This is a genomic window from Arsenicicoccus dermatophilus, from assembly GCF_046267915.1.
In the GTDB taxonomy this organism is placed as follows: domain Bacteria; phylum Actinomycetota; class Actinomycetes; order Actinomycetales; family Dermatophilaceae; genus Arsenicicoccus; species Arsenicicoccus dermatophilus_A.
Genome location: NZ_CP176520.1, coordinates 1,492,045 through 1,512,545 on the forward strand (window position 1 = coordinate 1,492,045; position 20,501 = coordinate 1,512,545).

General features: G+C 72.7%; 19 protein-coding genes. 7 read left to right on the plus strand and 12 right to left on the minus strand.

Going from position 1 to position 20,501, the window contains the following annotated elements; genetic code table 11:
* The first annotated feature begins 5 nt into the window (after positions 1-5).
* Positions 6-653: an MBL fold metallo-hydrolase gene (locus ACK2IS_RS07335; protein ID WP_409485482.1), complete on the plus strand. Its 648-nt coding sequence runs from the start codon at positions 6-8 to the stop codon at positions 651-653.
* Between the two features lie 22 nt (positions 654-675).
* On the opposite strand, the gene ppgK is transcribed toward ACK2IS_RS07335, so the two are convergent.
* Positions 676-1,443, minus strand: coding sequence for a polyphosphate--glucose phosphotransferase (ppgK, locus tag ACK2IS_RS07340; RefSeq protein ID WP_409485483.1), 768 nt, complete (start codon positions 1,441-1,443; stop codon positions 676-678).
* 68 nt (positions 1,444-1,511) lie between these two features.
* A complete protein-coding gene (gene map / locus ACK2IS_RS07345) occupies positions 1,512-2,390 on the minus strand; it encodes a type I methionyl aminopeptidase (protein ID WP_409485484.1) in 879 nt (292 codons plus the stop codon).
* Between the two features lie 85 nt (positions 2,391-2,475).
* On the opposite strand from map, the gene ACK2IS_RS07350 reads away from it, so the two are divergent.
* Positions 2,476-2,682: a methionine aminopeptidase gene (locus tag ACK2IS_RS07350; protein WP_409485485.1), complete on the plus strand. Its 207-nt coding sequence runs from the start codon at positions 2,476-2,478 to the stop codon at positions 2,680-2,682.
* A 157-nt stretch (positions 2,683-2,839) separates the two neighbouring features.
* On the opposite strand, the gene ACK2IS_RS07355 is transcribed toward ACK2IS_RS07350, so the two are convergent.
* A complete protein-coding gene (locus tag ACK2IS_RS07355) occupies positions 2,840-3,250 on the minus strand; it encodes an SRPBCC family protein (protein ID WP_409485486.1) in 411 nt (136 codons plus the stop codon).
* A 158-nt stretch (positions 3,251-3,408) separates the two neighbouring features.
* Between ACK2IS_RS07355 and glnA (ACK2IS_RS07360) the strand changes: the two genes are divergently transcribed.
* The 3 genes from glnA (ACK2IS_RS07360) to ACK2IS_RS07370 all read left to right on the plus strand — a co-directional run bounded on the left by glnA (ACK2IS_RS07360) (position 3,409) and on the right by ACK2IS_RS07370 (position 10,052).
* Positions 3,409-4,758 (plus strand): type I glutamate--ammonia ligase, encoded by a 1,350-nt coding sequence (glnA, locus tag ACK2IS_RS07360; RefSeq protein ID WP_409485487.1) that lies wholly within the window; start codon positions 3,409-3,411, stop codon positions 4,756-4,758.
* A gap of 25 nt (positions 4,759-4,783) precedes the next feature.
* On the plus strand, positions 4,784-7,840 hold the full coding sequence (locus ACK2IS_RS07365) for a bifunctional [glutamine synthetase] adenylyltransferase/[glutamine synthetase]-adenylyl-L-tyrosine phosphorylase (protein ID WP_409485488.1): 3,057 nt from the start codon (positions 4,784-4,786) through the stop codon (positions 7,838-7,840).
* 157 nt (positions 7,841-7,997) lie between these two features.
* The gene (locus tag ACK2IS_RS07370) at positions 7,998-10,052 is read left to right on the plus strand and encodes a PhoX family protein (protein WP_409485489.1); all 2,055 of its coding nucleotides are present in this window, start codon (positions 7,998-8,000) and stop codon (positions 10,050-10,052) included.
* Between the two features lie 134 nt (positions 10,053-10,186).
* On the opposite strand, the gene citG is transcribed toward ACK2IS_RS07370, so the two are convergent.
* From citG to ACK2IS_RS07410, 8 genes are read right to left on the minus strand one after another with little or no spacing between them, the layout of a single operon-like run.
* Positions 10,187-11,110 carry a triphosphoribosyl-dephospho-CoA synthase CitG gene (gene citG / locus ACK2IS_RS07375; RefSeq protein ID WP_409485490.1) on the minus strand — a complete coding sequence of 308 codons (924 nt, stop codon included), beginning with the start codon at positions 11,108-11,110 and terminating at the stop codon, positions 10,187-10,189.
* Entirely contained in the window at positions 11,091-11,624 is a 534-nt protein-coding gene (gene citX / locus ACK2IS_RS07380; RefSeq protein WP_409485491.1) for a citrate lyase holo-[acyl-carrier protein] synthase, read from the minus strand. Before citX ends, citG begins: the two co-directional genes overlap by 20 nt.
* Positions 11,621-13,159: a citrate lyase subunit alpha gene (gene citF / locus ACK2IS_RS07385; protein ID WP_409485492.1), complete on the minus strand. Its 1,539-nt coding sequence runs from the start codon at positions 13,157-13,159 to the stop codon at positions 11,621-11,623. The genes citX and citF overlap by 4 nt, the downstream gene beginning before the upstream one ends.
* 10 nt (positions 13,160-13,169) lie before the next feature.
* Positions 13,170-14,078 carry a citrate (pro-3S)-lyase subunit beta gene (gene citE / locus ACK2IS_RS07390; protein WP_409485493.1) on the minus strand — a complete coding sequence of 303 codons (909 nt, stop codon included), beginning with the start codon at positions 14,076-14,078 and terminating at the stop codon, positions 13,170-13,172.
* Positions 14,075-14,386 (minus strand): citrate lyase acyl carrier protein, encoded by a 312-nt coding sequence (citD, locus tag ACK2IS_RS07395; protein ID WP_409485494.1) that lies wholly within the window; start codon positions 14,384-14,386, stop codon positions 14,075-14,077. Before citD ends, citE begins: the two co-directional genes overlap by 4 nt.
* 46 nt (positions 14,387-14,432) lie before the next feature.
* Positions 14,433-15,500, minus strand: coding sequence for a [citrate (pro-3S)-lyase] ligase (gene citC / locus ACK2IS_RS07400; protein ID WP_409485495.1), 1,068 nt, complete (start codon positions 15,498-15,500; stop codon positions 14,433-14,435).
* Positions 15,501-15,549: 49 nt separating this feature from the next.
* Positions 15,550-16,218 (minus strand): vancomycin high temperature exclusion protein, encoded by a 669-nt coding sequence (locus tag ACK2IS_RS07405; RefSeq protein ID WP_409485496.1) that lies wholly within the window; start codon positions 16,216-16,218, stop codon positions 15,550-15,552.
* On the minus strand, positions 16,215-16,940 hold the full coding sequence (locus tag ACK2IS_RS07410) for a vancomycin high temperature exclusion protein (protein WP_409485497.1): 726 nt from the start codon (positions 16,938-16,940) through the stop codon (positions 16,215-16,217). Before ACK2IS_RS07410 ends, ACK2IS_RS07405 begins: the two co-directional genes overlap by 4 nt.
* Positions 16,941-17,264: 324 nt before the next feature.
* On the opposite strand from ACK2IS_RS07410, the gene ACK2IS_RS07415 reads away from it, so the two are divergent.
* Entirely contained in the window at positions 17,265-18,344 is a 1,080-nt protein-coding gene (locus ACK2IS_RS07415; protein ID WP_409485498.1) for a tyrosine-type recombinase/integrase, read from the plus strand.
* Between the two features lie 14 nt (positions 18,345-18,358).
* Here the strand turns inward: ACK2IS_RS07415 and glnA (ACK2IS_RS07420) are convergent, their stop codons facing one another.
* The gene (glnA, locus tag ACK2IS_RS07420) at positions 18,359-19,783 is read right to left on the minus strand and encodes a type I glutamate--ammonia ligase (RefSeq protein WP_409485499.1); all 1,425 of its coding nucleotides are present in this window, start codon (positions 19,781-19,783) and stop codon (positions 18,359-18,361) included.
* 120 nt (positions 19,784-19,903) lie between these two features.
* On the opposite strand from glnA (ACK2IS_RS07420), the gene ACK2IS_RS07425 reads away from it, so the two are divergent.
* Positions 19,904-20,368, plus strand: a complete 465-nt coding sequence (locus ACK2IS_RS07425; protein ID WP_409485500.1) for an RDD family protein — start codon at positions 19,904-19,906, stop codon at positions 20,366-20,368.
* The last annotated feature ends 133 nt before the right edge of the window (positions 20,369-20,501 follow it).

A 20,501-nucleotide genomic window follows, 5' to 3' on the forward strand; every position in this document is an offset into this window, starting at 1 on the left:
GGCACATGCGACTGACTCACCTGGGCCACGCCTGCCTGCTCGTGGAGATGGCCGACAGCCGGATCCTCCTCGACCCCGGCACCCTCGCCGCGGGGTGGGAGGAGCTGCGCGACCTGGACGCCGTGGTGATCACCCACCAGCACCCGGACCACGTCGACCCCGACCGGGTGCCGGCCCTGCGGGCGGCCAACCCGGACGCGGCCTTCTGGGTGGAGGCCCAGGCTCGTGACCTGGTGCCGATCGGCGAGGCCGAGCCCTTCGTCGCCGGCACCGAGGTGCGCATCGGCGAGGTCACCCTGCGCGGGGTGGGCGAGCAGCACGCGGTCATCAACGAGTTCCTCCCGCGCATCCGCAACACCGGTGCGGTCCTGCGCGCCGAGGGGGAGCCCACGCTCTTCCATCCCGGGGACGCGTACGACGCCGACCCGGGAGAGGTGGACGTCCTGGCCCTGCCGCTCAACGCGCCCTGGTGCGCGAGCAAGGAGACGATCGGCTTCCTGCGCCGGATCGCGCCGAGGGTGGCGGTGCCGATCCACGACGGGCTGCTGGCGCGGTCCGGGCGGGAGATCTATCTCGGCCACGCCCGGGACTTCGCGCTGGAGCAGACCGAGGTCGTCGACCTCTGCGGCCAGGGGCCGCGCGAGCTGTCCTGACCCGCGAGCCGATCCGGCGCGGTCAGCGGCGGGGTGCCTCAGAGGCGAGCACGGCGGCGCCGACGATCCCGGCGCTGTTGCGCAGCGCGGCGGGGACGACGGGAGTGCGGAGGTCGAGCAGCGGCAGGAACTTGTCGGCCTTCTTGGACACCCCGCCACCGACGACGAACAGGTCCGGCCACAGCAGGTCCTCCAGGTGGCGGTAGTACCGCTGCAGCCGCTCGGCCCACTCCTGCCAGGACAGGTCCTCGGCCTCGGCGACGCCGCGGGAGGCCCGGGTCTCGGCGTCGTGGCCGTCGATCTCCAGGTGGCCGAGCTCGGCGTTGGGGATCAGGCGCCCGTCGTGGACCAGCGCCACGCCGATGCCGGTGCCCAGGGTGGTGAGGATGACGAAGCCGTCCTTGCCCCTGGCCGCGCCGTACCGCACCTCGGCCAGTCCGGCGGCGTCCGCGTCGTTGACCACGTGCACCGGGTGCCCGAGCCGCTCGGCGAGCAACGTCTCGGCGTCGCGGTCCAGCCACGCCTTGTCGATGTTGGCGGCGGACCGGACCACGCCGTGGGTCACCACGCCCGGGATCGTGATGCCCACCGGGGTGTCCGGGCCGACCTCGTCGAAGGACCCGATGATCGAGGCGATCACGTCGGCGACGGCCTCGGGGGTGGACCTCTGCGGGGTGGGGATCCGCACCCGCTCGGCGGCGAGCTCACCGGTGGCCAGGTCGACGGGGGCGCCCTTGATGCCGCTGCCGCCGACGTCGATGCCCAGCGGGTGGCTCCTGTTCGCAGTCATGCAGGACAGGGTATGCCGGTGACGAGCGGTCAGGTGCGCCCACGCGTCGCCACCGCCGTCGCACCCGGTCACACCTGGGTGAGGATCTGCGCGCCCGTCTCGGTGATCAGGATGGTGTGCTCGAACTGCGCGGACCGGCTGCCGTCTGCGGTGACCACGGTCCAGCCGTCGTCCCACAGCTGCCAGTCGTCGTCGCCGCCGAGAGTGAGCATCGGCTCGACGGTGAAGGTCATGCCCGGCTCGATGACGGTGTCGTAGCGGGGTGCGGCGTCGTAGTGGGGGACGATCAGGCCGGAGTGGAACTCCGTGCCGATCCCGTGGCCGGTGTAGTCGCGGACCACGCCGTACCCGAACCGCTTGGCGTAGGACTCGATCACGCGGCCGATGACGTTGACCGCGCGGCCCGGGCGGGCGGCCTTGATGCCGCGCATCATCGCCTCGTGGGTGCGCTCGACCAGCAGGCGCGACTCCTCGTCGACGTCGCCGACGAGGTAGGTCGCGTCGGTGTCGCCGTGGACGCCGTCGAGGTAGACGGTGACGTCCAGGTTGACGATGTCGCCGTCTTGCAGCGGCCGGTCGTCGGGGATCCCGTGACAGATCACCTCGTTGACCGAGGTGCACAGCGACTTGGGGAAGCCCTTGTAGCCCAGCGGGCTCGGGTAGGCCCCCGCCCCGACCACGAACTCGTGGACGGCGCGGTCGATCTCGTCGGTCGTCACGCCCGGGGCGACCAGCGCGGCGCCCACCGCCATCGCCTCGGCGGCCAGCCGGCCCGCGGCACGCATCCGCTCGATGGTCCCGGCGTCCTTGATCAGGGCGTCACCGTCCTCACGGATGTCGTCGCCGCGGTCGACGTAGTGCGGCCGGACGATCGTGTCCGGGACGGCGAGCCGGGGGGAGACGGTGCCGGCGGTCAGAGGTGCGGCAGGGCGGGGCGAGGTCGGCATAGGGTGCAGTGTAGGGATCCCACAGCCGGGGTCCTGCATCTCGCGACAGCAGCAGCACCACCCCACCGCAGCCCGAGGAGGAGCCATGGCCTACTGGTTCAACGTGAAGACCCGCCAGGTCGAGACCGACGAGAACCGCTCCCGCGACGAGGACGTCATGGGCCCCTACGCCACCGAGTCCGAGGCCCGGGCCGCGCTGACCACGGCGCAGGCCCGCACCCAGGCCTGGGACGAGGAGGACGAGCGTCGCGAGGACGAGGACGGCCACCGTCCCAACGCGCTCGGTCTGTGAGCCACCGGCTCGGCGGGTGAGCCGTCCCGACCACTGCAGCCCCACGTCGTCACCGGCCCGTCGTCACGGCCTTGTCGACATCACGAGGCCCGGCGCTCCAGCAGGAGCACCGGGCCTCGGCGGCTACGGTGACGGGCCACCCGTCGGGGCTGTCGGTCTAGAGGGCGTCCTGGTCGATCCGCTCGAGGGCAGACTCCCACCGAGCGGTGAGCGCGCCGTGGTCGGCGCCCGCCGGCAGGTGGCTGTGCGTGAGGTCGAGCCGGGTGCCGTCCTCGCCCTCCTTGGCGAGGTCGAGCTCAACCACGCTGGCGGGGGAGTCGGCGGAGTCGTCAGGATGCCAGGAGAACCGGATCTGCTCCATCGGGTGGAAGCTGCGGGCCACGCCGTGCGTGCCGTCCGCCGCGCGCCAGGGCTCACCCTTGGTGCCCAGCTCGCCGCCCTCGCCCAGGAGGGCCTCAGCACCGTGGGGCTTCATGAGGACGCCCCAGACGCTCTCGATGGAATGGGGGACCACGCGGGAGACGCTCACCTGATCAGCGGTGGTGGTCTCGCTGCTCTGCTCAGTCATGACAGACCTCGATCCTGTCCGATCCTCGTTGACCGGCCCGGTAGGAACCGGCGTGAAAACACCGTACTCCGCAGGTGTCGGACGCGCGACGCGAGGGTGAATCGCCGGGATCGGCGCGGCGTAACGCGGGCGAAACATGGGTGGGGGACGCTGGTGGCATGAATCGCCAGGAGGAGTTCGTCCTGCGCTCGATCGAGGAGCGCGACATCCGTTTCGTGCGGCTGTGGTTCACCGACGTGCTGGGCACGTTGAAGTCCGTGGCGATCTCGCCGGCCGAGCTGGAGGCGGCCTTCTCGGAGGGCATCGGCTTCGACGGCTCGGTGATCGAGGGCATGGCCCGGGTCAACGAGGCGGACATGCTCGCCAGGCCCGACCCCACGACCTTCCAGGTGCTGCCCTGGCGCGGCGAGTCTCCCGGCACCGCAAGGATGTTCTGCGACCTGATGTCCACCGACGGGGTGCCCTCGCTGGCCGACCCGCGACACGTCCTGCACCGTCAGCTGACCAAGGCCGCCGACCTCGGGTTCACCTTCTACGTCCACCCGGAGATCGAGTTCTTCCTCTTCGAGCAGTCCGCGCCGGACTCCCGGCGGGTGAGCAACCCGCCCCGCCCGGTCGACGAGGGAGGCTACTTCGACCACCTGCCCCAGGGCACGGCACACGACTTCCGCCGTGCCGCGATCACCATGCTCGAGGCGATGGGGATCTCGGTGGAGTTCAGCCACCACGAAGGCGCCCCGGGGCAGAACGAGATCGACCTGCGGTACGCCGACGCGATGAGCATGGCCGACAACATCATGACCTTCCGCACGGTGGTCAAGGAGGTCGCCCTGGAGCACGGCGTCTACGCGTCGTTCATGCCCAAGCCCCTGGCCGACCACCCGGGGTCGGGGATGCACACCCACGTCTCGCTCTTCGAGGGCGACAACAACGCCTTCTACGAGGCCGGTGCGCGCTACCAGCTCTCCCGGCTGGGGCGGCAGTTCGTCGCCGGGCTGATGCGGCACGCCCCCGAGATCACCGCGGTCACCAACCAGTGGGTCAACTCCTACAAGCGCCTGTGGGGCGGGGGAGAGGCACCGGCCTACGTCTGCTGGGGGCACGCCAACCGCTCGGCCATGGTGCGCGTCCCGATGTACAAGCCCACCAAGGGGCAGGCCACCCGCGTCGAGATCCGCACCATCGACACCGCCTGCAATCCCTACCTCACCTACTCCGTGCTGCTGGCCGCCGGCCTCAAGGGGATCGAGGAGGGCTACGAGCTGCCCGAGGAGGCCGAGGACGACGTGTGGGCGCTCACCGACGCCGAGCGCGCGGCCCTCGGGATCGCCCCGCTGCCACGGTCCCTCGGCCGGGCGCTGGAGGTCATGGAGCGCTCCGACCTGGTGGCCGAGGCCCTCGGCGAGCACGTCTTCGACTACTTCCTGCGCAACAAGCGCGAGGAGTGGGAGGCCTACCGCGCGCAGGTCACGCCGTACGAGCTGGAGCGGCTGCTGCCGCGCCTGTGACGCACCCGCGAACGAGGTCGACGCCGTGAGCACCACCCGCCCCGCCCCCGGCCACAGCCTGGCCCGCCAGGGCTTCTGCGACCCGGCCCGGGCCGAGCGGCTGCTGGCAGACCCCTCCCTGGCGGCCCTGGTAGCCGGTCGCCGGGAGGACCTGGTGGCCGAGCTCGCCGCGACCGCCGACCCGGACCTGGCCCTGCTGTCGCTCGTGCGGCTGCTCGAGGTGGCGCGCGACGAGGCGGCCGAGCTGGTGCGGACGCTGCGCGAGGACCGTACGGCGACCAGCCGGCTGCTCGCCGTGGTCGGCGCGTCCTCCGCGCTCGCCGACCACCTGGTCGCCCACCCCGCGGACTGGCGCCGCGCCGCCCAGGCCCGCCACCGCTGCGCACCGGACCTGGTCCGCGCGCTGGTGGCGGCCGTCGACGGGCTGCCCACGGCCCAGGCGCACGACGCCCTGAGAGTGGCCTACCGCGGTGAGCTGCTGTCGATCGCCGCGCTGGACCTGACCGGCCGCGACGCGCGCGAGGTCCTGCCCGGGACGGCCCGCGCGCTCGCCGATCTCGCGGCTGCCGCCCTCGAGGCCGCCCACCGGATCGCCGTCGCCGAGGTGGCGGGGGGCGACCAGGTGCGGCTGGCGGTCATCGGGATGGGCAAGTGCGGCGGGCGGGAGCTCAACTACGTCAGCGACGTGGACGTGATCTTCGTGTGCGAGCCCGCGGACGAGGGGATCGAACCGGGCAGCGCCCAGGAGCAGGAGGCGCTGCAGGTCGGGGCGCAGGTGGCGAGCGCCCTGATGCGGGCGTGCGCCACCTCGACCGGCGAGGGCACGCTGTGGCCGGTGGACGCGGCGCTGCGCCCCGAGGGCAAGAACGGCCCGCTCGTGCGCACCGTGGCGGGGCACCTCGGCTACTACCGGCGCTGGGCCAAGACCTGGGAGTTCCAGGCACTGCTCAAGGCGCGGCACGTGGCCGGGGACCCGAAGCTCGCCCAGCGCTACCTCGACGCCGTGCGGCCCCTGGTCTGGCAGGCCTCGACGCGCGAGAACGTCGTCGAGGACGTGCAGGCCATGCGGCGGCGGGTGGAGCAGCACGTGCCGGCCCGCGAGGCGGACCGCCAGCTCAAGCTCGGACCGGGCGGGCTGCGGGACGTCGAGTTCTCGGTGCAGCTGCTGCAGCTCGTGCACGGGCGCATGGACGAGTCGCTGCGCTCGGGGACGACGCTGGAGGCGCTGGAGGCACTGGCCCACGGCGGCTACGTGGCCCGCGACGACGCCGCGGTGCTCGACGAGGCCTACCGCTTCCTGCGGGCGATGGAGCACCGGATCCAGCTCGTGCGCCTGCGGCGCACCCACCTGGTGCCGACGAGCGACGCCGAGCTGCGGCGGCTGGGCCGGGCGCTCGGGCTGGAGGGCGACCCGGGGGCGGAGGTGGTGCGTCAGTGGCGGCGCCGGGCGCTCGAGGTCCGACGGCTGCACGAGCGACTGTTCTACCGACCGTTGCTCGCCGCCGTCGCCCGGCTCTCCACGGCCGAGGCCCACCTGTCGCCGGCGGCTGCCGGGGAACGGCTCGCGGCGCTGGGCTTCCGCGACCCCCAGGGCGCCCTGCGCCACCTGGAGGCGCTCACCCAGGGCGTCTCCAGGCGCGCCGCGATCCAGCGGACCCTGCTGCCGGCGATGCTCGGCTGGTTCGCCGACGGGGCCGACCCGGACGCGGGCCTGCTGGCCTTCCGCAAGGTGAGCGACGAGCTGGGCACGACGCACTGGTACCTCAAGATGCTGCGTGACGAGGGCTCCGCCGCCGAGCGGCTCGCCCAGGTGCTCGCCACCAGCCGGTTCGCCGCGGAGCTGCTGGAGCGCACCCCGGCTGCCGTCGCCGTCCTCGGGGACGACGTCGGGCTGCGGCCGCGCAGCCGGGAGTCCCTGCTCACCGTGCTGCGCTCGGCGGCCGGTCGCAAGGACACCCCCGAGGACGCCATGCTCGCGGTCCGCGGTGTGCGCCGGCACGAGCTCTTCCGCGTCGCGGTGGCCGACATCGCGGGCCTGCTCACGCCGACCGACGTCGGCCGGGCGCTCACGGCGATCGCCGAGGCCACCGTCGAGGTCGCAATGGAGACCGCGATCGCCAAGGTCGAGATGGAGCTGCGCGAGCCGCTGGGCACCCGGCTGCTCGTGGTCGGGATGGGCCGACTCGGGGGCGCCGAGCTGGGCTACAGCAGCGACGCCGACGTGATGTTCGTCCACGATCCGGTCCTCGCCTCCGCCACCGAGGACGGAGGCGGGGACGCGAGCTCCGTCGCTGACGAGGCCGAGCTGCAGCGCCGTGCGGTCGCCGTCGTCCAGGAGCTGCTCCGGCTCACCGCCTGGGGCGGCCCCGAACCCGCCGTCGGCATCGACGCCGACCTGCGTCCCGAGGGCCGCAACGGGCCGCTGGTGCGCACCCTCGACTCCTACCGCCGCTACTACGAGCGGTGGGCCGAGACCTGGGAGCGTCAGGCCCTGCTGCGGGCCCGTCCGGTGGCCGGCGACGCGGCGCTCGGGGAGCGGTTCGAGCGGCTGGTCGCGCCCTACCGCTACCCCGAGGGCGGGCTGGACGCGGCGCAGCTGCGCGACATACGACGGCTGAAGGCCCGGATGGAGAGCGAGCGGCTCCCCCGGGGCGCGGACCGGCGGACCCATCTCAAGCTGGGCACGGGTGGGCTCAGCGACGTGGAGTGGACGGTGCAGGTCATCCAGCTGCAGCGGGCTTATGCCGAGCCGGCGCTGCGGGTCACCGGGACCCCGGAGGCAGTGGCCGCCGCCCGTGACGCCGGTCTGCTCGCCACCGTCGAGGCGGGGTTGCTGGTCGAGGCGTGGACGTCGGCGACGCGGTTGCGCAACGCGGGGATGCTCTGGCGGGGCCGACCGATGGAGTCGGTCCCGGCCGGGCACCGGGACGCGGAGGGCGTGGCTCGGCTGGTCGGGCGCGGCCCGGGGGAGGGCCAGCAGCTCGTCGACGACTACCTGCGGGTGGCTCGGCGGGTGCGGGCCGTGGTGGACCGCCGACTCTACGGCCGGGGTGGGGAGCCGGCTCCGGGCGATCAGGCCTGACCGCGGCGAGGCGCGGGGTGGACGGGCGCGGGGTTTAACGGAGGGTTCACCCAGGATCCACCTGCGCCACCCGCACCGGCGGCGACCGGCCGTTAGGTTCCTGCGCAGCGTGGGCTGCCCCGGCCCGCTGACCACCCGTCGACCCAGGGAGAGCACGATGAACCCCGAGCGCCCCATGCTGCCGATGGCGGGCATCACGCACGCCAACCGCAGCGCCGTCACCTGTCACCTGCGCTGCGGTGACGCCTGCTCCCAGCCCATCCCCAACACCTCCGACAACGAGACCTTCGCCTCGATCGCCACCGCGGCGCTGTCGCGCCGTTCGGTGCTCGGTGCGGCCGGCGCCCTCGCGCTGGCCTTCGGCGCGACCACGGCCGGCGCCGACGACGCCGCCGCCCTCGAGGCGAAGCCCGACGGCGGCAAGGGACGCGGCAAGAACCGCCCCGGCCGGGTCTCCGGCCTGGACTTCATGGGCATCGCGCCGGTCGCCGCCACGGTGGACCGCCTGACGGTCCCCGGTGGTTTCGAGTACCACCCGATCATCCGGTGGGGCGACCCGATCCTCAAGGGCGCGCCGGTCTTCGACCCCGAGCACCAGACCCCCGCCGCCCAGGCCATGCAGTTCGGCTACAACAACGACTACACCGACATCATCGTGACCGACAAGAAGGGCACCGCGGCCCTGCTCGTCTGCAACCACGAGTACACCAACGAGAACATCATGTTCCCGCCGACCATGGACAAGGCCGAGGCCATCAAGGTCACCTGGGCCGCCCACGGCCTGTCGGTCGTCGAGCTCACCCGTCCGCGTGCCGGTGAGCGCTGGTCCTACCGTCGCGCCGGTCGCCGGAACCGCCGCATCACCCTCGACACGCCCTTCGTGGTCGACGGCCCGGCCGCCGGCTCGGCGCTGCTGCGCACCAAGGAGGACCCGACGGGTCGCCTGGTCCGCGGCACCATGAACAACTGCTCGGGCGGCACCACCCCGTGGGGCACCGTGGTCTCCGGGGAGGAGAACTTCAACCAGTACTTCAAGGCCGAGGGCACCTCCAAGGAGGAGAAGCGTTACGGCCTGGCCCCCACGCAGGACACCCGCGGCTGGTCCGAGGTGGACCCCCGGTGGGACGCCCGCACCCCGGACTTCAAGAACGAGCCCAACCGCTTCGGCTGGATCGTCGAGGTCGACCCGATGGACCCGCGGTCCACGCCGGTCAAGCACACCGCGATGGGGCGCTTCAAGCACGAGGGCGCCAACATCGTCATCTCCGACGACGGCCACGCGGTCGCTTACATGGGTGATGACGAGAAGTTCGACTACGTCTACAAGTTCGTCTCCAAGCGGTGCTACGACGCACGTCCTGGCGAGGCCGCCCGCAAGCACAACCTCCACCTGCTGTCCGAGGGCGACCTCTACGTCGCGCAGTTCACCGGTGACGGCCTCGAGGACGGCGTCAGCGACGGCAGCGGCGAGTGGATCCCGCTGACCAAGAACGGCCGCTCGATGGTCAAGGGCTTCACCCTGGAGCAGGTCCTGGTCTACACCCGCCTGGCCGCCGACGCCGCCGTCGGCTCCAACGGCAAGGGCCCGACCAAGATGGACCGTCCCGAGGACGTCCAGCCCAACCCCGTCACCGGTCGCATCTACGTGGTGTGCACCAACAACGCCGACCGCGGCAAGGAGGGCAAGGCGGGTCCGGACGAGGCCAACCCGCGCGCCCTCAACAAGGACGGCCACGTCGTGGAGATCACCGAGGTCGGCGGGCACCACGCCGGCACGAAGTTCTCCTGGAACCTGGTCCTCATCTGCGGCGACCCCAAGACCGCCGGCACCTACTTCGGTGGCTACAAGGGCCCGGTCGCCCCGATCTCCTGCCCCGACAACGTGGCCTTCGACAGCCGCGGTGACATGTGGCTCGCGACCGACGGCATGCCCAGCTCGTTGAAGTACAACGACGGCCTGTTCCACGTCGAGCTGAGCGGCCCCGACCGTGGTCGCGTCACCCAGTTCCTCGCGGTCCCGACCGAGGCAGAGACCTGCGGGCCGGTCGTCCACGACCGGGACGGCTCGGTGTTCGTGGCGGTGCAGCACCCGGGTGAGGACGGCACCTGGGCCGACCAGCACTCGTACTTCCCGGACTACGTCAAGCAGTCCCTGGGTGGCCGTTTCGCCGGTCCGCGCCCGACGATCGTGCAGGTCCGTCGCATCGGCTGACCTCGGCGCACCGCGGGCGGCCCCGTCCCGGCTCCGGCCGGGGCGGGGCCGTCCGCGGCTCGCGCCTGCCGTCCACCGCGAGCGGCCGTATGCCGGGCGCGGGGCTCGTCCCGGTGGGGTGCGGCCGGTCAGGGTCAGGCGGAGGGCAGCTCGGCGAGGAAGGCGGTCACGGCGAGCAGGTCGGCGCACCCGCCCGGGCTCAGTCCTCGCTCGCTGAGTTCGGCGTCCAGCACCGACATCCGGTCGCGCACCCCGGGGTCCAGCGCGCCGCCCGTCTCCAGGATCGCCCGGGCCCCGGCCTGCACGTGCCGCAGGCCGCCCAGGTGTCCGTCCTTGACCAGGGTGGTGTCGTCGGTGGTGGCCATGAGGACGAGCAGCGCCTGGGTGAGGGCGAGATCGCGGTCCCCGGTGCGCTGCTCGACCAGTCGGTAGGCCGGCAGGGCGAGGTCGGTGACCGTGCGGTAGCCGCCGGCGGCCTGACCCCGGGCACCGGTGAGCCCGTGGTCGACGTACGCCCGTTCGCCGTAGGTACCGGGGCGCTCCACGGGGGCGAGCTCGCGGGTCACCAGCCCGGTCGTCATGCGGGCGACCAGGTGGCACAGGGTGGGCACCGTGACCGGGTGTCCACCGGCGGACAGGCGGCCGGCGCAGCCCAGCAGCAGCCCGAACGCGAAGACCGCGCCCTTGTGCGTGTTGACCCCGCCGGTGGCGGTGAACATCGCCTCCTCGCAGGCGATCCCGGGGCCGCGCAGCCGGGTCAGGAAGCTGTCGGGGCCGTCCCGGTGGCCGGCCCTGCCCGTCTCGTGCAGCACCGGGAACCACGGGGCGATGGCCGCCACGCTGGCCCGGAAGGTGGTGATGTCCATGTCCTGGTGCGCGCCGGTGGTGCGCGCGTCGACCAGCCCGGGCTTGGGGGTGAGCTCCACCTCGGCGAGCAGTGCCCGCCGGGCGAGTCGGGACAGGTGGGCGGTGTGGGCGTGGTCGTGCAGGGCGAGGACGGTCTCGGGCCGTGGGTGGGCGGTCGGCAGGGCCCGGGGCTCAGGCTCGGGGACGGCCACGGATCACCTCCACCGCGGCCAGCACCTCGGTCAGCGGATGGGCCCGCGAGCGAGCGCAGGCGTGGGCGGGCCCGGGGCAGACCAGGCACGGCCGAGGATCCGCCCCGACCGCCACGCGGGACAGCGGCAGCTCGCCGACGTGCACGTCGAGGTCCCACAACCGACCCCAGGGGTGGCTGTCCTCCAGCTCGACCAGGACGGACTTGAGCTCGCCCGCCTCGGCGCGCACGACCAGGGCCGTCTCGGGACCCGTGGCGGTGTCGGCCGGCTCCTGGGCGTCGACGGCCCAGCCACGCCGCGCGCACAGCCGCTCGACGCAGCGCAGCGCCTCCTCGCGCAGGTCGCGCCATCCGGGCCCGCCCTTGTCCGGGCCGGGGATGACCAGGGTGAGGACGACGACCGTGCCCGCCGGGTGTCGCCGCTGCAGCTCGCGGCGCCGCGTCGCGCGCGCGTCCCGCGCGTCGAGGATGGCCTGGAGCCGGTCGACGCCGGCGGGCACGGTCGTGGCGGTCATGGCGCGAGCACCTGCCGCACCACGTCGATGACGCTGCCGTCGCGATAGCGGATCACCCCGACGACCTTGTCGCCGAACTCGATCGGCTGCGGCACCCCGGTGATCGAGGTGGCCCGGCGGTAGAGCTCCTCGATCGTGGTGACGGGCAGGCCCGCGGCCCGCAGCCGCTCGGCGAGGTCCGGGCGGCCGGGGTTGACGGCGATGCCGTGGTCGGTGACGAGGACGCCGATGGTGTCGCCGGGCGTGACCAGGGTGGTCACCCGCTCCACGACGACCGGGATCCGGGACCGGATGAGCGGTGCCACGACGATGGCGAGGTTGGCGCCCGCCGCGACGTCGCAGTGGCCGCCGGAGGCGCCCATCATCAGCCCGTCCGAGCCGGTGATCACGTTGACGTTGAAGTCGAGGTCGATCTCCAGCGCGGACAGGATGACCACGTCGAGCCCGTCCGAGCACGCGCCCTTGGAGAGCGGGTTGGCGTACTCGTCCGCGGAGATCTCCACGTGCCCGGGGTCGCTCGCCAGTGACTCCACCGCCACGGTGTCGAAGTCCTGTACGTCGACGACGCGCCGGATCAGGCCGCGCCGGTGCAGGTCGACGATGCCGCCGGTGATGCCGCCGAGGGCCCAGCCGGCGGTGATGCCCTTGCGCTCCATGCGCGGCCCGAGGAACTGCGTGACCGCGGTCGCCGAGGCCCCTGAGCCGGTCTGCATCGAGAAGCCGTCCTCGAAGTAGCCCGAGTGCTCGATGACGTCCGCGGCGTAGCGGGCGATGAGCAGCTCCTTGGGATCCTTGGTGAGGCGGGCGGCCCCGACCGAGATCTTGGAGGGGTCGCCGACCTCGTCCACCACCACGACGTGGTCGACCTGCGCCTGGCTGATCGACACCGGGGTGTTGGGATAGGGGACGATCTCCTCGGTCAGCATGATCACCTGGTCGGCCCGCTCGGCGTCGACCATGGCGTAGCCGAGGGACCCGCAGTGCGAGCGCCCGGTGATGCCGTTGGCGTTGCCCATGGCGTCGCACGCCGAGACGCCGAGGAAGGCCACGTCCAGGTGCAGCTCGCCGGAGTCCATCAGCGCCACCCGGCCGCCGTGGCTGTGGATCGTGATCGGGTGCTCGAGCAGGCCCTGGCTGATCTCGCGGGCCAGCTCGCCGCGCATGCCGGAGGTGTAGATCCGGGTGATCACGCCGTTACGGATGTGCTCCACGAGCGGCGCGTGGCACTTGTTGAGCGAGGAGCTGGCGAGGGTCAGGTCCGTGAAGCCCATCCGCGCCAGGGTGTCCACGACCCGGTTGATGGACTTGTCGCCCTCCCGGAAGTGGTGGTGGAAGGAGATCGTCATCCCGTCGCGCAGGCCGCTCGCGGTGATCGCCTCCTCCAGGGTCGGGCGGATCTTGCGCTCCAGCTTGCCCTCCCCGGCCAGGTGCGGGGTGGCCGCCGACCAGCCGGCGTAGGGCCGCAGCCCGTCGAGCCCGGCCGAGGCGACGCGCTCGGCGGCCTCGCAGGTGCGGGTGGTGCTCAGGTCACTCATCTCGGGCTCCTCAACGGCGGACGCCCGAGGCGTCCGCGAAGGCGATGGTGCGGCGGGCGGCGACGATGATCGGGGCGTCGATCATCTTGCCGCCCAGGGAGACGACCCCCAGGCCCTCGCGGGCGGCCCGGTCGGCCGCCGCGACGACCATCCGGGCGTGGGCGAGCTCGTCCTCGGTGGGGGCGTAGGCGTTGTGCAGCAGGTGGATCTGGCGGGGGTTGACCAGCGACTTGCCGTTGAAGCCGAGCCGCTTGATCAGCTCCACCTCCGCCAGGAAGCCCTCCTCGTCGTTGACGTCGGACCAGACCACGTCGTAGGCCGCGATCCCGGCGACCCGGGCGGCGTGCAGCACCGCGCAGCGGGCGTAGAACAGCTCCGTGCCCTCGGCCGAGCGGGTGGTCTGCATGTCGATGACGTAGTCGAAGCCGGCGAGTGCGATGGACACCATGCGCGGGCTCGCCTGGGCGATCTCCACGGCGTTGACGACCCCGCTCGCGGACTCGATGGCGGCCATGAGCCGGGTGGACCCGACCTCCCGGCCGCACTCGCGCTCGACCGCCTCGACCTGCGCCTCCAGCTCGTGGATGTCGTCGGCGCTGTCGGTCTTGGGCAGCCGCACCGTCTGCACGCCGGCCCGCACGACGGCGCGCAGGTCGTCCCGGCCGAAGGGCGTGTCGAGGGGATTGATCCGCACGACCGTCTCGACGTCGGCATACACGGGGGAGCGCAGGGCGTGGAAGACCATCAGCCGCGCCGAGTCCTTCTCGCGCAGGGCGACCGCGTCCTCGAGGTCGAACATGATGGCGTCGGCGCCGTAGACGTAGGAGTTCGCCATCATCGAGGCGTTGGACCCCGGGACGAACAGCATCGACCGGTGGGGGAGGGCCCCCGGGTCGCGCATGGTGGCCTCGGTGATCATGCTCCCGCCTCCTGCAGCATCGCCCAGTCCGGGTCGGCGTCGCAGCCGCGCACGAGCGCCGCCTGCAGCCGGGCCCGGATCGCCCAGTCGAGGGCGCCCTTGTCCTGCACGGTGATCTGGCCCGCGGTCACGTCCATCGAGCGCAGCACCTCCTCGACGACGGCGCGGATCTGGTGCCCGAACTGCGCCATCACCGCGCTGGTGACGACCACGTCGAGCCCCCCGTCGTCACCTGGTGGTGGGGCGACCCTGACCATCACGTCGCTGCTCTCCAGCGTGCCTGCGACGGCCTCGTGGACGATGCGCATGGCGACCTCCTCGTCGTTGGTGCGGTGGGTGGTGCGGGGCCCGGGGTCAGCAGGCCTCGGACCGGTGATCAGGTATGCCGGGAAGAGCGAGCAGCTTGGCCGCGAGCAGCATCAGCGTGGGGCTGGGGACCAGCTCGGCGAGGGCCACCAGGTCCTTGTTGGCGAAGCGGCGACGGACCTCGGTCGCGGAGATGGCGACGTCCCCGCGGGTGAGCCGTTCGATCTCGTGCACCTGGACCGGGGGCGCCGCCATGGGCGCCTCCTCCAGCCACCGGTGCATGTCGGCGTTGTAGGCACGGGTGACGGCGCAGAAGGGCTCGGTCCCGACGTAGCGGTGCGTGATCGCGAGGGCCGGAGCGATGTGCTCGCGGAAGATCGTCAGGTCCAGGCCGGTGCCGGCCCGGTCCACGACCCCGGACTCCTTGAGGAAGTAGCTGGGGAAGGTCGCCTTGCTGACCATGTAGGGCGACCCCCGGTGCACGGCCACCCGGTCGCGCTCGGGCAGCTCGGCCACCCCGGCGGCCACCAGCCGGTAGCGCTCGTCGAAGGTGAACGTCGCCGACTCCTCGCTCACCACGAAGACGTGCAGGTAGTCGCAGTCCTGGGCGGCCTGCTGCACCAGGTACCGGTGGCCGTTGGTGAAGGGATTGGCGTTGAGGACGATCGAGCCCACCCGGTCGCGGTAGCGCCGCAGGTGGGCCAGGTCCTCGACGTAGGCGTGCAGCCCGCGCGGGGTGTTCTCCAGCAGGGTCACCACGTCGGGCACGGTCGCCAGGTGGTGGAAGCCGCACGCCTCGAAGTGCCGGCGGTACTCCGGCTTGGTGTAGATGAACAGGTGCCCGGCGCCGTGCTCCAGCGCGACGTACGTCATCTCGGTCATCAGTGGCAGCAGCACGTCCCGGCCCTGCAGGCTCGGGTCGACGGCCACGCACTTGACGACGCGCCCCTGCAGCCCGGCGCACGCCAGGACCCGCCCGTAGTGCTGGAAGGTCACGAAGACCTCGACGCCGTCGTCCAGGTCGAGCCCCTGGCTCGCGAGGAGGGCGGCGATGCGCTCCCTGGCGGCCGGCTCCAGCGCCGGGTCGACGGTGATGATGTCGAGGTCGTCCTCCACGACGTCGACCCTAGCGAGAGCGGCCCGGGCGGCGGTGCCGGGGGTGGCCCTAGTCGCCCTCCTCGGCGTACGGCCCGTCGTCCTCGGGGCGCGACCGGACCAGGTCGGCGAGCACCTTGACGCCGGCGGCCCACTCGCGCAGCTCGCCATGCACCCAGGTGCTGAGCTCGGTGTCCTCGTGGCGGCGGACGCTGCGGTCGGCGACCCCCACCGCGTCCAGCCCGGCGGCGTCGGCGAGCGCCAGCGCCCGGGGGAGGTGATAGGCCTGGCTGACCAGGGCGATCCGGTGCAGCCCGAAGGTGCGCCGCGCCCGCAGGCAGGTGGCGTAGGTGTCGATGCCCGCCCGGTCCTCGACGACGACGGCCGGGTCGACGCCCCGCTCCTGCAGGTAGCGCCGCATCGCCGCGGGCTCGTCGGCGTCCGGGAGGGCCGCGCCGGACACGACGAGCAGGGGAGCGCGCCCGAGGCGGTGCAGCTCCAGGGCCCGGTCCAGGCGGGCGGCCAGGTAGTCGCTCGGGCGCCCGTCCGGGCGCAGGCCGGCCCCGAGGACCACCGCGGCCTCGGTCACGGGGGCGTCCGCGGGATCCAGGATCCGTCCGCGGGACGCGAGCAGCGCCCAGGCCCGGGTCCCGACGACGGCGGTGAGCGCGCCCAGGCCCAGGGTGCCCACGACGATCCGGGTCGTATGCCGGGCCGACCGGCGTTCCTGGCCGGTCACTGGTGCCTCAGCGCGTCGCGGACCGCGCTCTCGGGCGGACCGAGCACCGGGTCCCGGCCGGAGACCACGTCCCACGCGGCCTTCACCTTGGCGCCGATCTCCCGCCGCTCGCCCCACTCCCAGGTCGAGCGGTAGGCGCCCTGGGACATGGTCCAGTCGCCCACGCCGACGGCGTCCACGCCCTCGGCGCGGCACAGGGTGACCGCCCGCGGCAGGTGATAGCCCTGGCTGACCAGGGTCAGCGCGTCGACGCCGAAGATCCGCCGGGCACGGGTGCAGGAGTCGTAGGAGTCGCGGCCGGCGAAGTCGCGCACCACCCGGTCGATGGGCACGCCGTGCTGGACCAGGTAGCTGCGCATGACCGTGGGCTCGTCGTACGCGTGGCTGCGGTTGTCGCCGGAGACGATGATCACCCGCGTGCGGCCGGTGCGGTAGAGCTCCAGGGCCACGTCCAGCCGGGCCTGCAGGAAGGGCGTGGGCCGGCCGTCGGGGTAGACGCCGGCGCCGAGCACCAGCGAGACGTCCCGGATCGGGGCCTGCTCGACGGTCAGGACACGCCCCTCGGACTGGTCGGCGACCCACAGCGTCGTCCCGCCGAGCACGGCCGCCACCGACAGCAGCGCGGCCACGGGGACGCCGATGGCCCAGGCCCGCCGGCCGCGCCTGCGAGGGCTGCCGGTGGCCGCGGGCACGTCGTCGGGACCGGTCGGGGGGGCCGTCATGCGGGAGATCCTGCCAGGAGTCGCTGGGCGCAGCCCGATGACCCGTCCCCCCGGGCCGGGACCGGAGCGCGACACAGCGTGCGAAGAACCGGCGCCATACGGGCCATCGTGCCAGATGGGCGTGACCCGACGAGGGTGCGGCAGGTCCCCGGTCGGGGACGTGCGGGCGGGTCACGGCCCCGCCGCAGCACCCGGCGGTGTCGGGCGCGCCACGTCGCCGGGTAGGCTCCGGGCGCCGCTCGTGGGGCTGGGTGAGACCCGAGATCCTCTGTCGTGAGCGGCGTGTCGGCGCGGATCGTCGTGCGAGCGCGGGGGAGGGGTGCGGTGGCTAGCCTGGCCAGGAGGCCCGACGGACGCTGGCGCGCCCGCTACCGCGACGACGACGGGCGCGAGCACGCCCGCCACTTCCGCACCCGCGCCGAGGGGCGCCGCTGGCTGGACGAGATCACCGCGTCGCGGATCATGGGCACCTATGTCGATCCCGACCTCGCGCGGATCACGGTCGGACAATGGGCCGACCGCTGGCTGGCGGGCTACCGGGGCAAGCGTTCGGGCACGGTGCGGCAGGCGGAGGTGCACCTGCGGGTCATCCGGGCCGACTGGGACGGACGCACCCTGCGCTCGATCAAGCCGTCGGAGGTCCGGGTGTGGACGGCCCGGCTGTCCGAGCGCTACGCCCCGAGCACGACCTACGCGATCTACCGGCGCTTCCAGCAGCTGATGCTCGCCGCGATCGACGAGGGGATCATCACCCGCTCGCCGTGCCGCAAGGCCGACGCGCCGCCGCAGGCCGGGCAACGGGCCTACGTCCTCACCGGGGAGCAGGTGTGGGCCCTGCACGACGCCATGCCACCTCGGCTCCAGGTCGCGCTCCTGCTCGGCGCCTTCGCCGGGCTGCGGATCGCCGAGGTGACCGGCCTGCGGGCCCGGGACGTCGACCTCGACGCGGGTGTCGTCCACGTCCGGGTGCAGCACCCCTGCGAGCCGCTCAAGACCCGCCGGGCCCGCCGCGACGTGCCGATCCCGACCGAGCTCGCCGACCGGGTCCAGGCCGCCCTGGCCGCCTACCCCGGCCCCACGGTCGTCACGAACGCCTACGGGCGCCAGGCCTCCCCGGCCGTCGTCGAGCACGCCTTCCGGGCGGCCCGGGCCACGGTCCCCGGCCTGCCCGCCGGCGTACGCTTCCACGACCTGCGTCACCACTTCGCGTCATACCTCATCGGAGCCGGCCTGGACCTCAAGCTGGTGCAGCTGACCCTGGGGCACCAGAGCGCCACCACGACGCTCGACGTCTACGGCCACCTGCTCGACGTGGCCGGTGACGCGACCCGGGCCGCCACCCGAGAGCGGATGGCGGCCCGTGCGGACCAGGTGCGGACCGTGGGGGTGGGCCCACCGTCCTGACCTGGGGATGACTCTCAGATCGAGAAGTACATCTCGAACTCGTAAGGGTGCGGACGCAGCCGCAGCGGAGCGACCTCGTTCTCCCGCTTCCAGTCGATCCAGGTGCGGATCAGGTCCTCGGTGAAGACGTCACCCTCCAGGAGGTACTCGTGGTCCTCCTCCAGCGCGTCCAGCACCTGCTCCAGGGTGCACGGGACCTGCTCGATCTGGTCGTGCTCCTCCGGGGGCAGCTCGTAGAGGTCCTTGTCGATCGGCTCCGGCGGCTCGATCCGGTTGCGGATGCCGTCCAGGCCCGCCATCAGCTGCGCGGCGAAGGCCAGGTAGGGGTTGGCCGAGGGGTCCGGGATCCGGAACTCGATGCGCTTGGCCTTGGGGGAAGTGCCGGCGATCGGGATCCGGATGCACGCCGAGCGGTTGCGGGCGGAGTAGACCAGGTTGACCGGCGCCTCGAAGCCCGGCACCAGACGGTGGTAGGAGTTCGCCGACGGATTGGTGAACGCGAGCAGCGAGGGCGCGTGCCGCAGCAGGCCACCGATGTACCACCGGGCCAGGTCGGACAGACCGCCATACCCCTGCTCGTCGTAGAACAGCGGCTTGCCGTCCTTCCACAGGGACTGGTGGGTGTGCATGCCGGACCCGTTGTCCCCGAAGATCGGCTTGGGCATGAAGGTCGCGGTCTTGCCCTCCTCCCACACCGTGTTCTTGACGACGTACTTGAACTTCATCATGTCGTCGCCGCTGTGCAGCAGGGTGTTGAACCGGTAGTTGATCTCCTGCTGACCCGCCGTGCCGACCTCGTGGTGGCTGCGCTCGACCTCCAGGCCGACCCGGGCCATGTTGAGGCAGATCTTGTCGCGGGTGTCGGCGAAGTGGTCGACCGGCGGGACCGGGAAGTAGCCGCCCTTGAAAGCCGTCTTGTAGCCGCGGTTGCCGCCCTCCTCCTCGCGCCCGGTGTTCCAGGCCGCCTCCACGGAGTCGAGCGAGTAGAAGGCACCCTGCGGCTGGTTGGCGAACCGCACGTCGTCGAAGACGTAGAACTCCGCCTCGGCGCCGAAGTAGGCCGTGTCGGCGATGCCCGTGCTCTGCAGGTAGGCCTCGGCCTTCGCCGCGATGTTGCGCGGGTCGCGGGAGTAGGGCTCGTCGGTGAAGGGGTCCACGATCGAGAAGTTCATGATCAGCGTCTTCTCGACCCGGAAGGGGTCGAGGTAGGCCGTCGTGACGTCCGGCAGCAGCTTCATGTCGGACTCGTGGATCGCCTGGAAACCACGGATCGACGAGCCGTCGAAGGCCTGCCCCTGCGTGAAGAAGTCCTCGTCCAGCGTCGCGGCGGGCACGTTGAAGTGCTGCATGACGCCGGGCAGGTCGCAGAACCGGATGTCGACGAACCTGACGTCCTCGTCCTTGATGAAGGTCAGGACCTCTTCAGGGGTGCTGAACACATCGTCCTCCTGGGTGTCGCCGGCCCTGGTGGCCGACCCGTTGCCACCAGGCTAGGGGGTCGCCGTTACCCGGCCATGACTCGAATGTTTCCCGCGTGTTACGGCGGGTAATCTTGCGCCGTGGTGGATCGCGAGCAGGTCGGCAGCTGGCTGGACGGGCCCGGGGGGCAGATGGCGCAGGGCGCCTACGCGGGCGAACGCCTCGGCCTTCCCCCGGCCGGACCGGGCGCGATGGCGCCCCTGGGCAAGCGGGTGCTCGCGCTGCTCGTCGACTGGCTGCTGTGCCTGGCCATCGCGATCGGTCTGTTCCGTATGCCGATCGGCGCCACGGGAGCCCAGTCCTTCCTCCCGCTCGCGGTGCTCTTCGTGGAGTACGTCCTGCTCGTCGGCACCGGAGGCGCCACCGTCGGCCACCGGCTGCTCGGGATGCAGGTGCGGATGGCTCACGGCGGTCCGATCGGCGTGGTCGGCGCCGCGCTGCGCGCCCTGCTCCTGCTCCTCGTGATCCCGCCCGTCGTGTGGGACGGCGACGGGCGCGGCCTGCACGACAAGGCCGTCGGCAGCGTCATCGTGCGCACCCGCTGAACCGCCCGCCCGGCACACCCCCGCCGCGGACCGGTCGGCACGCCGCGGTGTCCACCGGGCGCGGACCCCATGCGCGACGAACGGCGAGCCTCTCGGTCGAGGCTCGCCGTTCGTCGCGCTGCGGGTGAGGTGG

Excerpts from the sequence above, each read along its gene's own strand:
- ACK2IS_RS07335 (WP_409485482.1), top strand. The coding sequence starts at position 6 with ATGCGACTGACTCACCTGGGCCACGCCTGCCTGCTCGTGGAGATGGCC.
- ppgK (WP_409485483.1), bottom strand. The coding sequence starts at position 1,443 with ATGACTGCGAACAGGAGCCACCCGCTGGGCATCGACGTCGGCGGCAGC.
- map (WP_409485484.1), bottom strand. The coding sequence starts at position 2,390 with ATGCCGACCTCGCCCCGCCCTGCCGCACCTCTGACCGCCGGCACCGTC.
- ACK2IS_RS07350 (WP_409485485.1), top strand. The coding sequence starts at position 2,476 with ATGGCCTACTGGTTCAACGTGAAGACCCGCCAGGTCGAGACCGACGAG.
- ACK2IS_RS07355 (WP_409485486.1), bottom strand. The coding sequence starts at position 3,250 with ATGACTGAGCAGAGCAGCGAGACCACCACCGCTGATCAGGTGAGCGTC.
- glnA (WP_409485487.1), top strand. The coding sequence starts at position 3,409 with ATGAATCGCCAGGAGGAGTTCGTCCTGCGCTCGATCGAGGAGCGCGAC.
- ACK2IS_RS07370 (WP_409485489.1), top strand. The coding sequence starts at position 7,998 with ATGAACCCCGAGCGCCCCATGCTGCCGATGGCGGGCATCACGCACGCC.
- citX (WP_409485491.1), bottom strand. The coding sequence starts at position 11,624 with ATGACCGCCACGACCGTGCCCGCCGGCGTCGACCGGCTCCAGGCCATC.
- citF (WP_409485492.1), bottom strand. The coding sequence starts at position 13,159 with ATGAGTGACCTGAGCACCACCCGCACCTGCGAGGCCGCCGAGCGCGTC.
- citE (WP_409485493.1), bottom strand. The coding sequence starts at position 14,078 with ATGATCACCGAGGCCACCATGCGCGACCCGGGGGCCCTCCCCCACCGG.
- citD (WP_409485494.1), bottom strand. The coding sequence starts at position 14,386 with ATGCGCATCGTCCACGAGGCCGTCGCAGGCACGCTGGAGAGCAGCGAC.
- ACK2IS_RS07410 (WP_409485497.1), bottom strand. The coding sequence starts at position 16,940 with ATGACGGCCCCCCCGACCGGTCCCGACGACGTGCCCGCGGCCACCGGC.